Here is a 19,538-nt window from a genome sequence, read left to right as displayed (position 1 = left end):
ACAGGTCGATGTGGATGTTGCAATCGAAAATAGCTTCAAGCTCAACGTGAACAGCACCCACATCACCACTGTTCTCACAAGTCCGCGGGAACTTGAAGAACTCGCAGCAGGCTTTTTGCTCTGTGAGGGTTTTGTGACCTCACCTGATGATATCATCTCTATGAAGATCGGGGATGACTCCATCTCCTGTGAGATTACGGATAAGCTGCAGCAGGTAGGGCAACAAGAACAGTATGCAAATATTAAGCACATAAATTCCGCCGCTCTGAACGTCTGCTTTGAAACAAAGGTTATTTTCAGTGCGATAGAGCAACTCAAGGTGCGTGCAAAGTCGTGGAGGAGAACGGGCGGCACGCATTTATCGATGGTATGCAACTCCGGTGGTGAGGTACTCGTCTTCTGTGAAGATGTTAGCAGGGCGTGTTCTGTGGATAAGACAGTCGGCAAAGCGATGCTTAGCGGCATTGACCTTTCGAAATGTGTGCTTGTGACTACTGGCAGGCTCTCGGTCACAATGATTGCCAAGGCAGCACGTGCAGGTTTTCCGCTTATTGCCAGCAAGGCTGCACCTCTTAGCGAAGGCATAAGGCTTGCAGATGAGGTAGGTATGACCCTGGTGGCATTTGCACGCAAACCCGACCTGTATGTGTATACGGGAGCACATAGGGTGATATGAATATAGTTAAAAACGAGACCACTACATTACATGTTGGTATTATCAAACTAACCGCAGATAAACGCTGATAAACGCGGATACGCTGCCTGAAAATCTGCGTTCATCTGTGTTAATCTGTGGTTAAATTATAATTGTCTGATTATTCATGATGTATGACGGTAGTACCGTTGATGGTTATTAGGGGACAGGATATGAATGTACTCAGTGATAAAGGATAAATTCGAACTAATTGTCGAAGAAAATGACCTGCTGAACGAAACAGTGATGATCAGGGCTAAACCCCTGACCCCTGAAGAAGCTATAGGAAATCCTGAAAGTGAGGACTTCCCAATACTAAAAGGGCATGAGCGACTGATGCAGGCTGAGTTTCGGGGCAGTTTCGGTCAGGCATTCACAGATATGCACGGCAATTTCGAGGGAACGCTCAGGGATGTCCTGGATATGGAACTTACGAACAACTTCAGGAGGGCAATCTTCATCGCTAGCCTGAACGCGGTGATGCGAAATCTTGGTATGATCGAGGGGAGCGTTCACTGTAAGGACAGCGGTCCTAAGGAATGTGGTGAGGATCTGGTGGAATTCCTTGGGAAGTACGAACGATCAAGGATCGCACTGGTCGGGTTCCAGCCGGTTCATGCACGGTGCTGTGCTGAGCAGCATGAACTTAAGATACTGGATATGGACTGTGAGAATATAGGAAAGGAGAAATTCGGTGTTGTTGTGCTGGATGGCAGCAGGTATTCAGAAGAGGTGCTAAAATGGTGTGATCTTGCACTGGTCACGGGAACAACGGTCGTTAACGGGACCATTGAACCGATACTTGATTTCGCTAGGGGAAAGTCAGTCTTCTATGGTATCAGTATAGCAGGGGTTGCCTGCTTACTTGGTCTTGAGAGGTTCTGTCCACGATCGACATGATCGTTTAGTGCGGGGGTTTAAATAAAATTCGAGTGTCAGTTAGCATTTTCTTGCCAGATCAGTTGCTCCGGTTCTTCAATCTATTCCTGCCCTGTAACTTTCAGTCGATCAAAGTAAAGTAAAGGTTTCAGGACCATATATTTTATCCATTAATCTGAGTTCATCAGGTATGTTGTCCGGATCATCAGCCATAGGATAAATTGGAGGTATCTTTGTATTATGGAGTATTATCTGTCCGTCTTCGCTTAACACAAATTTCACAAACTCTACTGCAAGTTCCGGATGCTGTGTACTATCTGGTATGGTCATTGCATAGAAGATCGGTTTACCTGATCGCTCGGTTCCAACTGACGTAAACCTCTGAAATCCAAGTTGAATTATAACTTTATTATAGATATCTTCAGATTCGGTAGAACTCAGGTCAATCTCAGAGGGCAGGTCAACAAATTGCAATCCGTGTTGCTGTGCCATACTCTTGTACTGAAAAGCATAGTCGATCTCTCCATAATCAAGGAAAGCCAGTAACTGTATACTCCCACCCCTGATTACAATCTTCTCAGTTTTGTGTTCAAATATTTCAGGCATAACCACAATGCAGGTATCATTATTCGTATTTACCGCAATTGCGGGATCGAAATTACATGCTATTACATCATCAAAAATAGTCTGGTCATCATAGTGCAATTCAGCAAGTTGAGTAACCATAAGCGCCCTGTATCCACATGAATCAAGCATTGGATTTGAAAAACCGAACGTGACACCAGGACGTTTGAGGATCTCATACCAGTTATCAGATGTAATTTCGTCAGCGTATTTGCTCTGGTTGTTGTACGCGATCACCATCTCATTTGTTGCAAAGGCTATATACCAGTCAGCATACTCAGGATACATCATATCAGGAATAAGTGAGTGGTCAGCAACAGCAATCACATCCACCTCTTTGTGCAGATCTGTCACGTGTCTTATTACCTGTATACTTCCATGGCCTTCTACCTGCACGTCCACCCCGGGATGTTTGTTTTCAAATTCCTTTTCAAATTCGTAGAATGACTCGATCAGGCTTCCTGCACAGATAACTTTTAATTTTGTTTCATCATGGCTGTCTGGTTGGTATACAGCCATACCCATAACTATAGCAGCAATAAAAATTAGAATCAGTATCCCGGCTACAAAATGTATCGATCTAACCATTGGGCGGATCACCTGCCAGGAGTTCGAATCTCTATTTTATTCACCCACTTAACCCAGTAATGTCCTTCTGTCACGAATCCATCATTTGACGAAACAATAGCGATCCTGAGCGGTCTGCCGTCATCCTCAGGAATGAGCGCACCGTCCTGTTCATACATCAATATCATCTTCAGGTCAGTGTGTGGCATTTCCCTCAAAGTTGCGGGGTCGTAAGTGATAATATCTCCCTGGACCTGATCGTAGGTAAAGACCATTAAGTACCCATCAGGTGCAGATACCCAGAGCGTGTTCGAAGGTTCAATCCCGCCAACAAGCGTGCAGAGGTTTTCCACTAAAACGCCTTTACATTCAAACGGACCGTATTTCATACCAACAGTTGAAAAAAACCCACCATGACCCTCATAAGAGGGTAATTCTTTAAGCTCATCAAAGGCCAGGACTTTCTCATTTCCTCCGTTGCCGATCAACGTTAGGTTCCAGTCGATTGTTTCAGCAGGCACTCTGGAAGGATGCGTATTTACAACAGTAGCTAGAGTACCGATGACACCGGCACATATCACTGCAAGAACAACCAAAAATTTGGTTTTGCCACTTACTTTCATCTTGTTCTCCCCATGTACGCAACCAGTAGCAAGCCGAGAATCACAGGTATGCTCCCAAAACCAGGCAGTGAACCGACACCAGTACTACCACCAATACCACCACTGTCACCTTCTCCACCAGCGACACCATCTTCACAACCGGCACTTTCTCCACCAGCGACACCATCTTCACAACCGGCACTTTCTCCACCAGCGACACCATTCTCACCATCGGCACCTTCCCCACCAGCGACACCTTCCTCACCACCAGATATCCTGGTGGACAGGGATTTTGCCGGACCCACATCTTCGCCGAAATATCCCCCGCTGTAGATCCTTAGCTCATCGACCCATTTTATTGACAGACCATTTGTAGAGGGATATAGTTCGTAAAAGTGCTGCGATGCTTCAGGAAGGCATTCATGCATGTCCCAGACTCCGAAAACGTGTTTTTTTTCAGGATTGGTAGAGTTGTCAGAAAAGAATACAAGCCGCATTCCTGTATAATAATCAGGTGGATAACCCACTCCCTGACTCTCACCGACTTTTGTATCCTCACCATTATACCAGGAAAGGACCATAACTCCCTGTCTGGGTTGCGGCTCATATACATTTGTGTAACCAAACTCCACATGATAACCATCAGATGCACGGATCATCACGTCATCGCCAGAAACCATGCCTCCAGTTAGATCACATAGATTTCGAATATCCGTACCTTTCACAGCACCCTTATCTTTATAACTCCTGGTTTCATTCGGGTCCCATTTGTCACCCTCAAACACTGCTCCCTGGTGATAGTAATGCGTTATTCCATCTCCATAGACCGGCAAGTTTGCCTCCATCCATTGATACGTTACAGTCGTTTCGTGTAAGATCGTTCCATTCTCTGCATACTTTACCACATACACTTCTGTCGTTGGTCCCGCTGCCTGCACTATTGTCACAGATGTCGTAGACACAAAGAACACAAACATCAGCCAAACAAGTATTGTTCGATTCATAATAATGTGTTTTTTGTATCCACTTCAAAAAGCATGGTATTTTGACCGGATTTACAGGATTTACATGATGTTGACGTTGCGGTATATCCTGTCGATCCTGTAAATCCTGTCTAATAATTTTCAAATTACCTTTAGATTTGAAGTGGATACTGTTTTTTCACTTTCTTCTCCTTCCGATCCCTATGCCAAGTATCAAGCTCACCATGACCAGGAGTGTCCCGATGATTACAGTAGAGTTTGCACGTAATGAGTCAATAATTGAACCCTGTATACCGCCAGCACCTGCATCAGCACGGCTTATCTGGGTAACAGCTACCTTGATCTTCACCCCACCAACAATGTTTTTTTCAGTTGATCCGAGAAAGGTCAATTTACCTGAGTAAGTTTCTTCTTTGACTGATCTGTTACCGTAGAATGTCAGTTCAATTCTCCTGTTCTCGTCTGTATCACTCAACTGTATCACTTTCGGGGAAACCCGCAGCGGAATGTTTTCAGTTCCAACCACAACTTCACCATCATAGTCATGTGACGTAACATAGACAACGATAGTATTTTCTCCATCTACAGGCACTGTGAGATTAATAGATGGTGGACCTACTGCAAAACCAGTGGCAGAAGCTGCAAATGGGACTGCACAAACATACCCGGTTAGAATTATTAAAAATATCCATTCTTTATTCATTTTCATTTTCATTTTATACCTCCGCCCAGAATACAAATGTCGCATCCTGTCTCCCAGCTTCAATACAATCAGATGGAATTATCAGCTGGGTAACTACATCTTTTGAATTTGATTCCGGGATATGTGCAATAATAATTGCGGGATCATACTGTACGTTATCCATGTACAGCGACTGTTCATAGAAATTCTGTGCTGTTTCACTTTCACTGTTAACTTCGAGTGTCACCGTCATACACGATGATCCAATATTTGTGATCTTAACAGATTCATTATTTGAGTTGTGACCTGCCACTACATTCCCATAGTCTATCACACTCCTGTTAAGCGATATTCCAACCATAGGGTTCTTTCCGTTTGCATGTGTGGTCAGCGATGAAAAAGGAGAATGGGGAGGGGATGTCGATGCTCCTTCAAGGATAACAGTTTCAAATACCGTATTTTTTGGATAAATATATGTAACCTCTTTGTTATCTTCAGAGACATCTGCAACTTTTATAATGTCCATTGTCACTGTATTACTTTTTATTGTGATCTTCGCGTATCCGAGCGTATGTTCAAAACTGTTCTGGTAGCCCGGTATCTTCTCCTCAGCAAGCCAATAAGACGGCGCTCCACCACAGCCCAGAACCATATATTGAATTCCATTCTCCTTGTACCGCTCATAGGCATGCACGTGACCGTTGAATACTGCATCCACACTATTATCTATGAAAATATCTTCCCAGTGATCCCTTTGAAGCGACCAGCCACCCCAATGACGTTTATCAGAGCTGTATGGTGGATGGTGGAACGATACGAATTTCCATGTTGCAGTGTTGTCAAGGTCATCCTGCAGCCATTCTGTCTGTTCGGTCATGTCTGCCCAATCGTTGCTATCGAGAACTGTGAAATGTGCATTGCCGCAGTTGAACGAGTACCACTGGGAGACATTAAACGCATCATAGTAGTTTGTGTGATTGTCTTCATGATTTCCAAGCGCAGGATAGATAGTTGTGTTTGCCAGCATTGCCCTTCCGGCACCGAAGAAATCATTCCATTCTTCAAGGTCTTCTCCGGAACAGACAAAATCTCCAGTATGCAGCACGAACGAGATATTCTCCTCTTCGGAGATACGGTCTGCAACAAGTTTGTGCCTCTCCATTTGCGTGAATAACGGAGTTTGTTCTCTCGTATCCCCATACACGATGAAGATGAATGAGTCATTAAGTGGGAATGTTCTGAAGGTGTGGTCTTCAGTACATAGGTATTCATTTCCAGCTGTTAATTGATAGTGATATTTCATACTTGGTGTCAGGTTTGTGATAATGAGATGATGAAGTTGCTTGTTTTCCGTATCAGTAATTGTATGGTCGTATCCACTGTTCCCAGTATAATATTCCTCTGTTGCATATTTTACTATTCCAGTAGTTGCATTTTCTGTCTTCCAGTTAATAGTAGCTGAGTTTATACCAGTGTTAGTGATATAGGGTCCCCATAAGATGTCTGCATCTGCGATGGGGATTATGATAAGACCAAATATCATAATACATATCATGCCTCTTCTCTTCATTTTTTTCAATTTCATATTATTCAAAAAAAATAAAAAGAGAGGCTTTAAGCCTCTGCCCAAAATACAAATGTCGCACCCTGTGTTCCAGCTTCAGTCCAACCAGATGGAACTCTGAGTTGAGTTACTACGTCTTCCGAGTTCGATGATGCAATATTTGCAATTATGTTTGCGGGATTGTACAGCCCGTTATCTATAAACAGCGACTGTTCGTAGAAATCCTGTGCAGTTTCACTTTCACCATCAACTTCAAGTGTTACCTCAACATAGGATGAACCGACATTTGTTATTCTAACACATTCGTTCTTTGAACTTTGACCTGCCCTCACATTACCATAGTCTATTTCGGTTCTGTTCAGCGAGATCCCAACCATCTGGATATTTACGTTCGCAGTCGCAGTAAGTGATGAGGACGATGAGGGCAATGATGGCAGATCGTTCAACTGTATTTCGACAACCTGTTTCACGTTTTCATTCTTTGCCAGGCCAGAACCTGTGAATTTAAGCGGCCAATCAGTATCTGGTAATGCTGTTCCATTAAGTTCATTTACAAGGATGATATTGTCGTTTCGTTTCACAAATGTGCTGTTAAAGGTCTTGTTGTAGCCATCGCTTGCGATCACTGTAACATTATATCCCTGATCTGCAAGTGCATTATTGAAATAGTGTGTAGCCTCTTCATTCACATCATCGTCCACCACACCAACTAACAGCCATAATGGAATTCCTCTCCAGTTTCGGTCACTATCATCTGTCCAGTAAACACTGTGACATCCCACGCAAGATTCGAATGTCGAACGGTCCATGATATCAACAATTGCACCTGTTAGTGTCATGTCCCATTCCTCTACACTGCTAAGGATCTCTATTTTATTTACATATTTGATCCAGAAGTGTCCATCTGTTATTGGAGTATCAGGTCTTATGAATGCAATTCTCAATGGTCCACCATACTCATCTGGTATCTGACTACCGTTTTCTTCGTATGCTAAGACCATTGTCAAAGGTTCATCTGTTTCTTCTTCATTTGTACTACAGATGGTAATACCACCCATTACCTGATCATGAGTGTAGGTCATTGAATATCCGTCGGAGGCTGTTATCTTAATGCTGTTTGAAGGTGTAATTCCGCCAACAAGGTCTGTCAGATATGTTAAATTAACGCCTGTGTATGTATATGGACCTACTATTGCACCGGTTGATTTCTCGAATCCACCGCTTGCCGTGTAAGCTGGCATTGCTTTGACCTCATTAAGAGAGTAAAACTTTGTCTCACTACCGATCAAAGTGAGGTCTGGCTGGGGAGGAGCTACTGCTACATCCAGTTCAATTCTTGCGATGTTGCCGACCTTCTGTCCGCCGGATAAATATGGTCCGACAAGTTTTAGGGGTGCAAATGGTTTTTCATCATCAGTAAGTTCGGGCAGTGGCGTGCCATTCAGGTAACATGCAACTATGTAGCTGTTGTTTTCTGCCAGGTAAGTTGAATCTAATGTTTTACTGTAACCATCGCCAGCGATAATTTTAACGTCATACCCGTCCCCATCAGCAGCAAGTGTATCATTAAAAGCGCCAGTACCATGCGTTACGGTATCATCCACATCCCCCATCAGATACCACAAGGGAATACCTTCCCATTCATTATTTTCGGAATCAGTATATGAAACGCCGTGACATCCCACGCAAGACTCGAATGTTGAATTGCTAATGGTATTATTTATCGCCCCGACCAATTCAAGGTCCCATGTTGTTGCTTCTTCGGATGCCACTACTGGCATAACCAAGCCCATGATTACAATAGATAACAGTATATTCACTGTCGTAAATATTTTCATTTTATCTCCATCCAATTTCCACTTTTTTTTATTAGCTCAATGTCTCTGGTTGCTGCAATTAGACAATTAATTAATTGTGTTGGAATGAACACAGTGTATCAATTGCTAATAGCTGTGAAAACCAATTTGTGCTAAATTTGGGAAGAGGATTAAGCTTCCTCTGCCCAGAATACAAATGTCGCATCCTGTGTACCAATTTCATTCCAATCAGATGGAACTCTCAGTTGAGTTAATATGTCTTCCGAGCTCGATGTTATAATCTGTGCAATTGTTGTTGCGGGATTGTACAGCTCATTATCTACAAACAACGACTGTTCGTAGAAATCCTGTGCGGTTCCACTTTTACCCTCAACTTCAAGTGATACATCAACATCGGATGAGCCGATATTTGTTATTTCAACTGGTTCGTTATCTGAACTAAGACCCGGCCCAACATCTCCATAGTCTATTTCAGTTCTGTTCAATGAGATACCGACCATGATCACTTCCACGTTTGCAATTGCAGTTAGCGATGTTGAAGCGTCTCCACCACTACTTTGGGTAGTATATATTTCGATATCACTAACAGTCCTCACAGACAGCCCATTTGAAGAGGGGTATATCGCACTATAATTGTACCTGTATTCTTCATCCAGACACTCATGCATATCCCAGTTGCCAAATACATATTGTCCCGCAGCATTCTGGGTCCGGGCGAAAAAGACAAGCTGTATCCCGTCGTCATACGCTGGTACAGAGTTTCCGTCTTTATGCCAACACAGGACCATAGGCCCCTGTTCAGCCTCGGGTGTATAGACATCTTTATAGGCAAAAGATTTATAGAAGCCGTCAAATGCTTTGATCTTAATTTCATCACCTGAAGACATTCCTCCTACAAGGTCGCACAGGTCTTTAACATCGGTACCTTTTAAGGCTCCCTTATCCTTCAGGTTTAGCGTTTCATCCGGATCCCATCGATCAGCATCATCATCAAAAACAGGGCCCTGATGGTAGTAGTGTGTCGTTCCGTCTCCATGAACCGGCAAGTTAGTTTCCATCCATCCGGTGGTTACTGTTGTTTCATCCAGTATCGTTGTTCCGTCCGGAGCGTATTTTACTACATGCACTTCGGTTGTGGCATCGGCCTGTGCCGACAGCGCTGAACATAACATCACAATGCATAACAGCATTGTCAGTGCCATATTTTGTCTGATCTTTTTCATCATCATTCTATTCATCCTTGTTTTACTATTATTATTGATTCAGTTTTTTTCAACTGATCATTCGTTGTGTTCAGCAAAACATAATGTGAATAGTTATAATCCTTTCGAAAATGACTGGGCAGGAAGAAGCAATTACCAATTTGAAGAAAATGAAAAGAGAGGAATAATCCGAACAGATGGAATAAATGGATGTCGCTGGATCACTGTTCTGGTATCGACAAATCATCTCACTCCTTATTTTCTACCTCGTAGCAATGTAACTTTCAGGAGTAAGGGGTTTGCAGGATGGAGTGATATGCTTTATTTTGCACATTATGTTCGCAGAATTGGATTTCTTTAGATTATGGATGACATTGCACCACATTTGGTTCGAAAGGGAGGAAAAGTGAATTTAGGTCCAAAAGTCCCTTATTACCAATTCTTTATATTCAATCAAATAGATAAGTTTACTATAGTACATCAGATTTTCAAGGGAGGTACAATAAAATGGAAACCGGAATGCCAGTCAGGGAGATCATGACAAGTGATCCCATTACCATCGATAAAGGTATTAAAATATCAGATGCCGCAAAAAAAATGATTGAGCTTGATGTGGGCAGCCTGATAGTAATGGAAGGTCATAACCCGATAGGTATCCTTACCGAGCGTGATATGGTCAAGAAGATCATTTCTAAAAACGTAAATCCTGACTCACTCAGCTTGACAAAGGTCATGACAACTCCGCTGATAACTCTTGATGCTGATGAAGACCTGCAAAAAGCCATTGACCTTATGCTCAATATGCATATCAGGCGCATACCGATCGTCAAAGACAAGATACTTGTCGGGCTGGTGACAGATACGGACCTTGTTTCGGTATCTGTGGAGATGGGAAACATATTATCCGAACTTGTCAACATGCACAGGGAAAGGAGTATTACAACCAGTAAGGAGATCCCTGAAATGATCAGCATGGGTGTGTGTGAGAACTGCGGGAAATATACGGATAATCTTGACTACTTCAATGGGTCGTTGATGTGCGAATACTGCAGGGAAATTGATTAGTACTTATTGTTACTTTGGGTGTTTTGATGGACAAATTAACTGTTCATGCAATAATGGAAAAACATCCAGCTGGAAAATAACATGGAATTAATTTCAACTGTGGTATGGTGAATATCGAAATACAATCTTACATTTAATAATTAACAAAACGGTGAAAATATGAAGAGACAAAATATAAACCGATCTGATATAAGAGCAATGGATAGTACTGGTGTAATGGATCGGGGGGCAGTGGATTTTAAATCAAGGGTTTCACACAACCAGGGTGATATCATGGCAATTGCATCTAAAAATATCGTTACTCTTCCCCCAACAACCAATATTATGGGAACTGCAAAAACCATGTTGAAATATGGATTCAGGCGTGTTCCAATCGCCGATGCAGGTACGAACAGGTTAGTAGGGATCATTACAAGTCTGGATATTGTGGATTTCCTTGGTGGCGGACTCAGACATAATATTGTCAAGAACAGGTACAAAGGCAACCTTGCTGCTGCCATAAACGAAGATGTCAGGGAGATCATGAAAAAAGACGTCGTCAGTCTGGGAGTCAATGATAATATTTCAAACGCCATTAAAACCATGATCGAAAAGAACATCGGCGGCATTCCTATCGTTGATGATGATAATGTTGTGGTCGGTATCGTATCAGAACGCGATTTCGTAAGAACAGTGGCAGATATTACTACCTCAAAATCGGTAAACAAATATATGAGTAACAAAGTAGTTACTGCCTCGCCTGATATATCTGTGGGCGAAGCCACCAGGACTATGATAGAGAAGGGTTTTAGGCGAATCCCAATTGTAAAGGAAGACGTACTGCTGGGAATTGTTACTGCATCTGATGTTATGAGGTATCTGGGCAGTGGTGAAATATTCCAGAAACTTATGACCGGGGATGTCTCTGATGCATTCAAGGTCCCATTGAAAAGCTTGATATTGCGCGACATCATCTGGACTAATTCCGGCATTGATATCGGTGAAGCGGCAGCATTAATGCTGAAAAATAAAGTAGGAGCACTTCCCATAATCGATGATGGAGAATTATGCGGTATTTTAACCGAACGTGATATTATCAAGGCACTGGTAGATTGATCTATTATCCAAAGGAAGTATTGCAATGAAAGTAAAAGATATTATGAGTTCCCCTGTCTACTTGATAGCATCCAATGAGCCCATATCAAGAGCAAGGAACCTTATGTTAAAACACGGTATAAGCAGGCTCGTGGTCATTGAAAATGATACGACAAAAGAAGTTACATCAAGATCACCGGAAGTAATATCCATAGGAGTGGTGACAAAGACAGATATTAGTGAAAGACTGGACCAGGCAGAGCCGAAATGGCGCAGGCGTCCCATTGGCAATATTCCAATTAGCGTGGTTATGTCACCTGACCCTTTGACGATACACCCTGATGCCACACCCAGGCAGGCTGCTGAAATCCTGCTTGAGAATAATATCAGTGGATTACCTGTAGTCAGGAGTAAGACTGATAGGAATTTAATTGGTATTATCACGAAACTTGACCTGATACGATATTACTCGACACTCGATGATACTACTGTTGTAGATGATATTATGGAAAAGTTCTTTCTCACTGTTCACAGGCACCATAGCATCAGTCATGTGATCCATGAGATGAAAAGCAATCAAGTGGACAGGACAATCGTGGTGGATGACAGCAATCAACCCGTGGGTACCATTACCAGGACAGACCTTGCAATGAACAGGATGACAAATCCTGAAGGAGGACTACCATCCAAGGATGTTAAGATGGCACGCAAGGACCGCATTGCTGGTGAGAAGGTACTCAGGTATGTAAAGGAAGTGTCTATGGTAGCTGAAGATATCATGTCCAAACCAATCATTACTTTAAGTAATAACAGCAGGGTAACAGATGCAGCAAAGATCATGGTCGACCAGCGCATCAATGGTATACTCGTTGTTGATGAAGATATAACAGGAATCGTATATTCGAAAAACATTTTGCAGGCAATTATAGCACGGTAGGTGAAAAAAATGAATATGCAGGATATAATGACAGAACCGATAACAATAGATAAATCTGAGAAATTATCATATGCACTTGATACAATGGAAAAATACAGTACCAGAAGACTCCTTGTTATGCATAATAACAATATACATGGTATTGTCACAATGCGTACAATAACAAGGGAACTGGGTACCAGGAAAAAATTAAGCCTCCCTGCTTCGGCCATGCATGTAGCTACGGCGACTACTGATAACTACAATAAAGTGCTGCCTGATATGAGTGTCGATGATGGTGTTATATTGATGAACAAAAATAACGGGATACTTCTTATCATTGATAATGATAATGTGGCAGGATGGGTTACGCCACAACAGGTCATTGAGAACTATCCGTTCAGCAATTCATATGCCGGAGAGATTATGCGCCAACCCATCACTATCGGGCCAGGGGAAAGGGTGATCCATGCCAGGAGGATGATGCTTGATAATGATATTGGGCGGTTGCCCGTTATCGAAAATGGTGAACTTATAGGGATCATTACCGAACATGATATCGCTACCGGGCTTCGGGCATTCAGGGACCTTGTTTCAGGCAACCAGCAGGATAGCAGGATCAAGAACCTGCTTGCAGAAGATATAATGACTCGTGGTGTCATATCTGTAAAGACAAATGCCCAGATCAAGGATGTGGTTTCATTGATGCTTGAGAAGAACCTTGGTGGAGTGCCTGTCGTTAACCTGGAAGATGAGCTTGTGGGTGTGATCACACGCAGGAGTCTTCTTGATGCCATTGCCAGGAAGATTTAGTTAGACTATTCATGAAAAGATTTCAGGAAATTTTTGATGAAGAATTTATAAGAATTGCTTCAAAAGCACTGGGAATGCCGGAATCAAAGATAACCGGTATGATAAAGAGAAGAGTGTTGCAGAGGATCTCCAGGTTCCTTCCTGAATATTACAGGTTCGAAAAGGGGATATCGGGAGTGGAGCCAGGGACCACTCTTTTCAATCTGGTGAGTGACATTGAGATCGTAAAAGGCTTCCCGAAGATACACCGGGCTATGGTACTTGAACCTACTATTCAAATACACTTCAAAGGATTGCCACTGGTTGCCATTGAAGAAAAGATGAACGGTTACAATGTCAGGGTTGTAAAGATACAAGACCAGGTCCTTGCTCTTACCAGGGGTGGGTTGGTGTGCCCATATACCACAGAAAAAGCAACCGAGAGGATTGGACTTGAATTTTTCCAGGACCATTCAGATCTGGTACTATGCGGTGAAATGGTGGGTCCTGATAACCCATATGTCCCGAAGGATATTTATCCGGAAGTGGAAAGTATCGCATTCTATGTATTCGACATCAGGGAGAAATATACAGGTAGACCCATTACACTGGAAATGAAAAACGAATTGTGCGAGCGTTATGGTATCAAGACTGTAAGGCACTTCGGGAATTATCCAGTTGATGCCGTTGCCCGTGTAGTGACCGACTTGGTCAGGGAACTGAGTGCAGCAGGACATGAGGGTGTTGTGATAAAGGACCCGGAAATGAAACTGCCAGCCCTGAAATATACATGTTCCGAGAGTACCAATAGCGATCTGCGATATGCGTTCCAGTTCTATAATGACTATGGTAGGGATTTCTTTTATTCCAGGGTTGTCAGGGAGGGGTTTCAGTCAATGGAGTGGGACGAAGACGAGGATGCATTGCATGAGAGGAGCTGCCGGTTGGGTGAGAGTATCTTAAAACCAATGGTAGAGACCATTCGAAAAAGAAAAAGGGGCGAGCGTATCACTGAAAATGTGAGGATAAGGGTCAGCAGCCTGAAAACGGCACAGCAGTTTGAGGAACACCTGAGGTTATTGGGAATTGATGCCCAGTTCGGTGAGCCGCGGATCGTGGATGGGCAGTACCTGATAGAAATTAAGAAATTGAACCAAAGCACCAACGACCGTACTGATGCTTTATTAAATGGTCAGTTCTGGTGATTTATTAGGTGGTCAGTTCTTGTGACTTATCCAATGGTTAGTTTCGGTGATTTATTCAATGGTCAGTTCTTGTGACTTATCCAATGGTTAGTTTCGGTGATTTATTCAATGGTCAGTTCTTGTGACTTATCCATGGTTAGTTTCGGTGATTTATTCAATGGTCAGTTCTTGTGACTTATCCATGGTTAGTTTCGGTGATTTATTCAATGGTCAGTTCTTGTGACTTATTCAATTAAGTTTATTGCAGCCTACTATCCTTTGTTACACTATTATGGCTTCCCCTGATAAAAAAAATGCTTCTAAATATGAGATCGTGTTCGTTGGCCGTTCCAACGTGGGCAAGTCAACACTTATCAAGAGCATTACTGGTAAGCCTGTTCCTATAGGACGACGGCCCGGTGTTACCCGCAGGCCCTGGAACCTGGCATTGGGCGACCTGATAGTAACTGACATGCCTGGTTTTGGCTTTATGAGCGGGGTAAAGGACCGCAAGCAGGATATTATAAAAACAAAATTCGTCAGGTATATTGAGGACCATAGTGACCGTATCATCCTGGCAGTACTGGTGTTAAATGGTAAGTCATTTTCAGAAATAGTGGACCGCTGGAGTGGACGTGGTGAGATTCCACTTGAGGTTGAGATGTACCAGTTCCTTCTGGAACTGGAGCTGGATGTGGTCGTGGCTGTCAATAAGATTGATAAAATAAAGGACAAGAACAGGGACAGTGTGATGAATGGTGTGGCTGAAAGGCTGGACATCCTGCCGCCATGGAAACAATGGCCTGACAAACTTGTACCTATTAGTGCGAAAAAAGGGGATGTGAAAGCACTTTCCGGATTGATCAGGAGCCGGATACATGAACTGGGACGGGATGACCTGCTGGGATATATCAGGTAATTCCTGACTGGTTTTCACAGGAACTTTGTGCCTAATATGCTAACGGTTTTCATGGATATGGCACCTTGCGGGCACTTGTGCCTGCACAGCCCGCAGCCGAAGCAGTCCTGTATATCAGCCGAGACCAGACCGTCCTTTTCATATCTTGCGCCAAAGGGACAGACTGATATGCATAAACCACATCCATTGCATTTATGTGGGTCAGTTGAAGCTTTTTCGTGTCCCTTATGCAAAGCTGAACTTATTCCCAGATTCAATCCTTCAGTGCCATGACATACCTTGTTGTCACAATTACAGATAGTAGAGATGAAAGGGGGTTTCACAGTCCAGACACTGTGGAAACATCCTTTTTCTTCATACAGTTCCATGATCTCTTTTGCCTCTTCGGGAGAGATGTTGATATATTTAAGTTCGGGTATGTCATCTGCCAGATCGCCAAAAGCTCCCACACCCATGCAACATGCTTCGCTGTTCCCTTTATGACGACGGCACCAACAGTCGAACAGGGCCACATGTCCTGAAATATCAACAACCCTGCATGCTTCCTCTAAAGTGATCACCTGGCCTATATGGTACTGCTCAACTAACCGGTTAACAGCTGGCCGTATTGCTTGTTTAACCAGTGGGGTCTTAAGCAGAAATGGTATTCCTTTGAACAGGATCTGGTACTGGGTCATAAAACCTGAAGCAGGGATATTTTCTTTTGCCAGGTCGAGATAGATGGCCCGGGAAAGTTCAAGTCGCTGGTGGTCGTCCAGATGCTTTTTTTCAAAATTATCAATATGGTGGAACCATTTGTTCCCTTTACCATGCTGCACGCAGAACTTGCACACTATCCCTCCCTCCCAAGCAGCCTGCAAACCTGACATATGTCGCTGGCTGTGGGTTCACCGCAGATGCTGCATGTGTTGAGGGATTGCTGCGGGAAGTTGTGTCTTAATGGTTCTGCCAGTTTGTCAAGGCTGCGCAGTACGGCGTACTTGGTACCTGGGTGCGGCACTTCGAAATCGTTTAGCATATCCCTTACCTCGCCCCTGATCGCGCTGTACGCATAGGGACATTCACTGAAATCAACAGGCAGGTCTTTTAAAATGGCATAGAGTGCTACTTCCCGTTCAGGAACATCGCGCAGTGGTTTTGAGCGCAGTATAAGCCCGGGCTGGGCGCAGGCTGGCACCATCCTGACCATCCGTTCCACGTCCCCGCGCAGCAGGTTCATGAGCACGGTCTGGGCCTCGTCATCCAGGTTGTGACCTACAGCCAGCCGTGTGGCACCGTTCTTGCGTGCGGTCATGTTGAGCAGGTGCTTGCGAAGTGCTCCGCAGTAGCTGCACGGGCCTTTTTCGCCCCCTTTTGCTACGATCTCATCAAGGGTGGAACCGTATTCATCCTTGAAGTAGGCGATGATGTGTTCGATGCCCAGTTTTGAGGTTATCTCTTTTGCATGACGCAGGGTCTCCGCCCTGTATCCGGCTATGCCTTCATCGATGGTTATTGCAATGATGTTAATGTCGGGGCGCTTACCGAATAGTTTGTGCAGGAGGTACAGGAGGACTGTGCTGTCCTTGCCGCCGCTTAAGGCTACTGCTATGGTGTCGCCCTTCTCGATCATGTGGTGCTTGCGTATGGTGTGCTTGACCTTGCGCTCTATGTCTTCGATGAGGTGTGGGGCGCAGAGGTGGGCTCCGCTATAGGGCTGGAAGTGAATGGCTTTTTTTTGGCATTTCCTGCATTTCATGGGAAGTAGAAAGGTGTTAATAAGTTTAATTATTTGGTAAATATAATGGTTATGGCAAGAAAAAAACCACAGAGAACACAGAGGACACAGAGATTTAATTAATCCTGCGTGTTATTCCATCCTTTAGATAAGTCACATTGAAATTAATTAGCAAACCAAGGCGTTTCCCGCTTAGTTTGAGATAGGAAAGCAGTTGTGCTTCGTGAACTGGTGTAATCTTATTCACAGCCTTAAGTTCGATGATCACAGTATCTTCCACTAGAAGGTCCAACCTGTATCCCAAATCGATTTTCATTCCGTCATAAATTACAGGAAGCCCAACCTGTGACAAGACTTTAAGGTCTTGTTTTTCCAATTCATACTTTAAACAAGCCTCATAGGCATTCTCCAGCAATCCCGGTCCAAGGGTTTTATGTACTTGTATTGCTGCACCAATAATCTTTTCAGATATTTTATTCAATTCCATATTTTCCATACTCTCTGTGCCCTCTGTGTACTCTGTGGTTAAAATTCTTATGGTTTATACAACAAGAAATGCAAATATACTCAAGAGCCAGCTAATTTTAGTAATTTGTTTTTACAATAATTTATATTCCTGTTGCCTACACAGAAGAGAAGAGAACTAATTATATTTAATGCGTTACATATGAATGTGCAATGCTTGAAGATATTTCGTCTGTGTTTATGTCGCTGGAACCCAGGCACTTCCGTGTGCTTACAGGTATAGAGGTTGGTATGAAATACCATGAATGGGTGCCCGTGGAGGAGGTATCCAGATATACCAAACTGGATATGGGTCAGTTGCATTATATCCTAAAGGACCTGGGGCATAAGGGACTGCTGCAGCGGCAGACCGTACCCTACGAGGGCTACCGGATATATTTTGAGGGGTACGACCTGCTGGCGCTGAACGCATTGGTGAAGCGGGAGTCATTGTCCGCCATCGGTGAGGAGCTGGGTGTGGGCAAGGAGTCTGTGGTCTATGAAGGGCTGCGGGAGATGGTGGGGGGACTGGGGCAGCAGCCGGTTATCCTCAAGTTCCACAGACAGGGGCGCACGAGTTTTAAGCAGGTGAAGCGCAAGCGTGAACATCTGGACGGGTTACAGCATTTTTCATGGATATATGCGGCACGCCTGGCTGCGAAGCGGGAGTTTGAGGTGATGCAGCGGCTGTACCCTGAGGTGAGCGTGCCCGAGCCTGTGGACCAGAACCGCAATGTGATTGTGATGGCTATTGCTGAGGGGGGCGAGCTGTCCAAGACTAGGGTGGTGGACCCTGGGTGGTACCGGGATAAGATTTTAGAGCAGGTGCGGGCTGCGTATGTGAAGGGTGTGGTGCACGGGGATTTGAGTGAGTATAATATTTTTGTGAGCGATGAGGGGGTGACGCTTATTGACTGGCCGCAGTATGTTGAGGTTGGGGATGAACGGGCCGGGGAGTTGTTAGAGCGAGATGTAGGGAATGTGCTGGCATTTTTTAAGAGGAAGTATGGGGTGGAGAGGGATGTGGGGGAAGTGATGAGTGCAGAACTCAGCCACCTTCCAGCTTCCAGCTTCTGGCAATAGCGAGTGAAAGCGGTATCTAGTGTCGAGTCAACCATACAATATCTTTAGATATATTATCGGCTCTCCGCTGTTTAGTATAGGTCAAAGTCCTGTCTCACCGCAACACGCTAGGCAACGAACACCAAAAAACTATAATACTAACAAGTTCAAAAAGAGATTAGATGTCAGCTGCAATGAAAAGCATATATGCAACAATATCTAATCACGTCCAGATGGTAGGATATAGGGAGATTGTAGAAGCTCACGGCAGAGCCAGAGGATTAGCAGGATTCGTTTTTAATGATGTGGATGGATCAGTTAAAGTTATGGCCAGTGGTCTGGAACCTGTTTTAAACGAATTTATTCACGACCTTAAAATAATCCGTCCGGATACTGCGATAGAAACAAAGGAAATCAAAGAAGATATTAGATTACCGTCCCCGTTTGGCAAGATTGCCATAGATGATGTTTTGGAGTACATGGCACGGTTTGATAAAGGCATTGGAATATTAACCGAACATACCGCTATACTAAAAGACCAAAATTCAACATTAACCGAGCACACCGCATTACTAAAAGACCAAAGTTCAACATTAACCGAACACACCGCATTACTAAAAGACCAAAGTTCAACATTAACCGAACATACCGCATTACTAAAAGACCAAAGTTCAACATTAACCGAGCACAC

At 43.7% G+C, this 19,538-nt stretch carries 20 protein-coding genes; 10 read left to right on the top strand and 10 right to left on the bottom strand.

All coding sequences use genetic code 11. The annotated features are described in order from the left end of the window. Positions 1-10 precede the first annotated feature (10 nt). The gene (fdhD, locus tag HF974_10775; GenBank protein ID MBC2698791.1) at positions 11-676 is read left to right on the top strand and encodes a formate dehydrogenase accessory sulfurtransferase FdhD; all 666 of its coding nucleotides are present in this window, start codon (positions 11-13) and stop codon (positions 674-676) included. Between the two features lie 195 nt (positions 677-871). Next, positions 872-1,594 carry a hypothetical protein gene (locus HF974_10770; protein MBC2698790.1) on the top strand — a complete coding sequence of 241 codons (723 nt, stop codon included), beginning with the start codon at positions 872-874 and terminating at the stop codon, positions 1,592-1,594. A gap of 108 nt (positions 1,595-1,702) precedes the next feature. Here the strand turns inward: HF974_10770 and wtpA are convergent, their stop codons facing one another. The 7 genes from wtpA to HF974_10735 all read right to left on the bottom strand — a co-directional run bounded on the left by wtpA (position 1,703) and on the right by HF974_10735 (position 9,635). Beyond that, entirely contained in the window at positions 1,703-2,785 is a 1,083-nt protein-coding gene (gene wtpA / locus HF974_10765; protein MBC2698789.1) for a tungstate ABC transporter substrate-binding protein WtpA, read from the bottom strand. Between the two features lie 8 nt (positions 2,786-2,793). Beyond that, positions 2,794-3,387: a molybdopterin-dependent oxidoreductase gene (locus HF974_10760; GenBank protein ID MBC2698788.1), complete on the bottom strand. Its 594-nt coding sequence runs from the start codon at positions 3,385-3,387 to the stop codon at positions 2,794-2,796. Continuing rightward, on the bottom strand, positions 3,384-4,370 hold the full coding sequence (locus HF974_10755; GenBank protein ID MBC2698787.1) for an argininosuccinate synthase: 987 nt from the start codon (positions 4,368-4,370) through the stop codon (positions 3,384-3,386). The genes HF974_10760 and HF974_10755 overlap by 4 nt, the downstream gene beginning before the upstream one ends. A gap of 157 nt (positions 4,371-4,527) precedes the next feature. After that, positions 4,528-5,064 (bottom strand): hypothetical protein, encoded by a 537-nt coding sequence (locus tag HF974_10750; GenBank protein MBC2698786.1) that lies wholly within the window; start codon positions 5,062-5,064, stop codon positions 4,528-4,530. 1 nt (position 5,065) lies between these two features. Then, a complete protein-coding gene (locus HF974_10745; protein MBC2698785.1) occupies positions 5,066-6,616 on the bottom strand; it encodes a metallophosphoesterase family protein in 1,551 nt (516 codons plus the stop codon). A gap of 29 nt (positions 6,617-6,645) precedes the next feature. Continuing rightward, complete coding sequence (locus tag HF974_10740) at positions 6,646-8,433, bottom strand: molybdopterin-dependent oxidoreductase (GenBank protein MBC2698784.1); 1,788 nt, start codon at positions 8,431-8,433, stop codon at positions 6,646-6,648. 149 nt (positions 8,434-8,582) lie between these two features. Then, positions 8,583-9,635: a hypothetical protein gene (locus HF974_10735; protein MBC2698783.1), complete on the bottom strand. Its 1,053-nt coding sequence runs from the start codon at positions 9,633-9,635 to the stop codon at positions 8,583-8,585. Positions 9,636-10,121: 486 nt separating this feature from the next. On the opposite strand from HF974_10735, the gene HF974_10730 reads away from it, so the two are divergent. From HF974_10730 to engB, 6 genes are all read left to right on the top strand, one after another. Next, positions 10,122-10,679 (top strand): CBS domain-containing protein, encoded by a 558-nt coding sequence (locus HF974_10730; GenBank protein ID MBC2698782.1) that lies wholly within the window; start codon positions 10,122-10,124, stop codon positions 10,677-10,679. Between the two features lie 159 nt (positions 10,680-10,838). Further along, the gene (locus HF974_10725; GenBank protein ID MBC2698781.1) at positions 10,839-11,774 is read left to right on the top strand and encodes a CBS domain-containing protein; all 936 of its coding nucleotides are present in this window, start codon (positions 10,839-10,841) and stop codon (positions 11,772-11,774) included. A 25-nt stretch (positions 11,775-11,799) separates the two neighbouring features. Then, complete coding sequence (locus HF974_10720; protein ID MBC2698780.1) at positions 11,800-12,690, top strand: CBS domain-containing protein; 891 nt, start codon at positions 11,800-11,802, stop codon at positions 12,688-12,690. Then, complete coding sequence (locus HF974_10715) at positions 12,691-13,482, top strand: CBS domain-containing protein (protein ID MBC2698779.1); 792 nt, start codon at positions 12,691-12,693, stop codon at positions 13,480-13,482. An 11-nt stretch (positions 13,483-13,493) separates the two neighbouring features. Further along, a complete protein-coding gene (locus HF974_10710; protein ID MBC2698778.1) occupies positions 13,494-14,666 on the top strand; it encodes an RNA ligase in 1,173 nt (390 codons plus the stop codon). A gap of 271 nt (positions 14,667-14,937) precedes the next feature. Then, on the top strand, positions 14,938-15,564 hold the full coding sequence (engB, locus tag HF974_10705) for a GTP-binding protein EngB (protein MBC2698777.1): 627 nt from the start codon (positions 14,938-14,940) through the stop codon (positions 15,562-15,564). A gap of 14 nt (positions 15,565-15,578) precedes the next feature. Here engB and HF974_10700 read toward each other — a convergent pair whose 3' ends face one another. The 3 genes from HF974_10700 to HF974_10690 form a co-directional block, all read right to left on the bottom strand. Further along, positions 15,579-16,397, bottom strand: coding sequence for a 4Fe-4S binding protein (locus HF974_10700; protein MBC2698776.1), 819 nt, complete (start codon positions 16,395-16,397; stop codon positions 15,579-15,581). Next, the gene (locus HF974_10695) at positions 16,397-17,302 is read right to left on the bottom strand and encodes a TIGR00269 family protein (GenBank protein MBC2698775.1); all 906 of its coding nucleotides are present in this window, start codon (positions 17,300-17,302) and stop codon (positions 16,397-16,399) included. Before HF974_10695 ends, HF974_10700 begins: the two co-directional genes overlap by 1 nt. 94 nt (positions 17,303-17,396) lie before the next feature. Then, entirely contained in the window at positions 17,397-17,768 is a 372-nt protein-coding gene (locus HF974_10690; protein ID MBC2698774.1) for a GxxExxY protein, read from the bottom strand. A gap of 191 nt (positions 17,769-17,959) precedes the next feature. Here HF974_10690 and HF974_10685 point away from each other — a divergent pair, with 191 nt between their 5' ends. Continuing rightward, positions 17,960-18,868, top strand: a complete 909-nt coding sequence (locus tag HF974_10685; protein MBC2698773.1) for a serine/threonine protein kinase — start codon at positions 17,960-17,962, stop codon at positions 18,866-18,868. Positions 18,869-19,029: 161 nt separating this feature from the next. Further along, positions 19,030-19,538, top strand: a 509-nt coding sequence (locus tag HF974_10680) for an acylphosphatase (protein MBC2698772.1), incomplete at its 3' end; no start/stop codon positions are given.

Source organism: ANME-2 cluster archaeon, from assembly GCA_014237145.1.
In the GTDB taxonomy this organism is placed as follows: domain Archaea; phylum Halobacteriota; class Methanosarcinia; order Methanosarcinales; family Methanocomedenaceae; genus Methanocomedens_A.
Note: the sequence above shows the minus strand (reverse complement) of the source record. Positions and strands in the feature narration are given on the sequence as shown.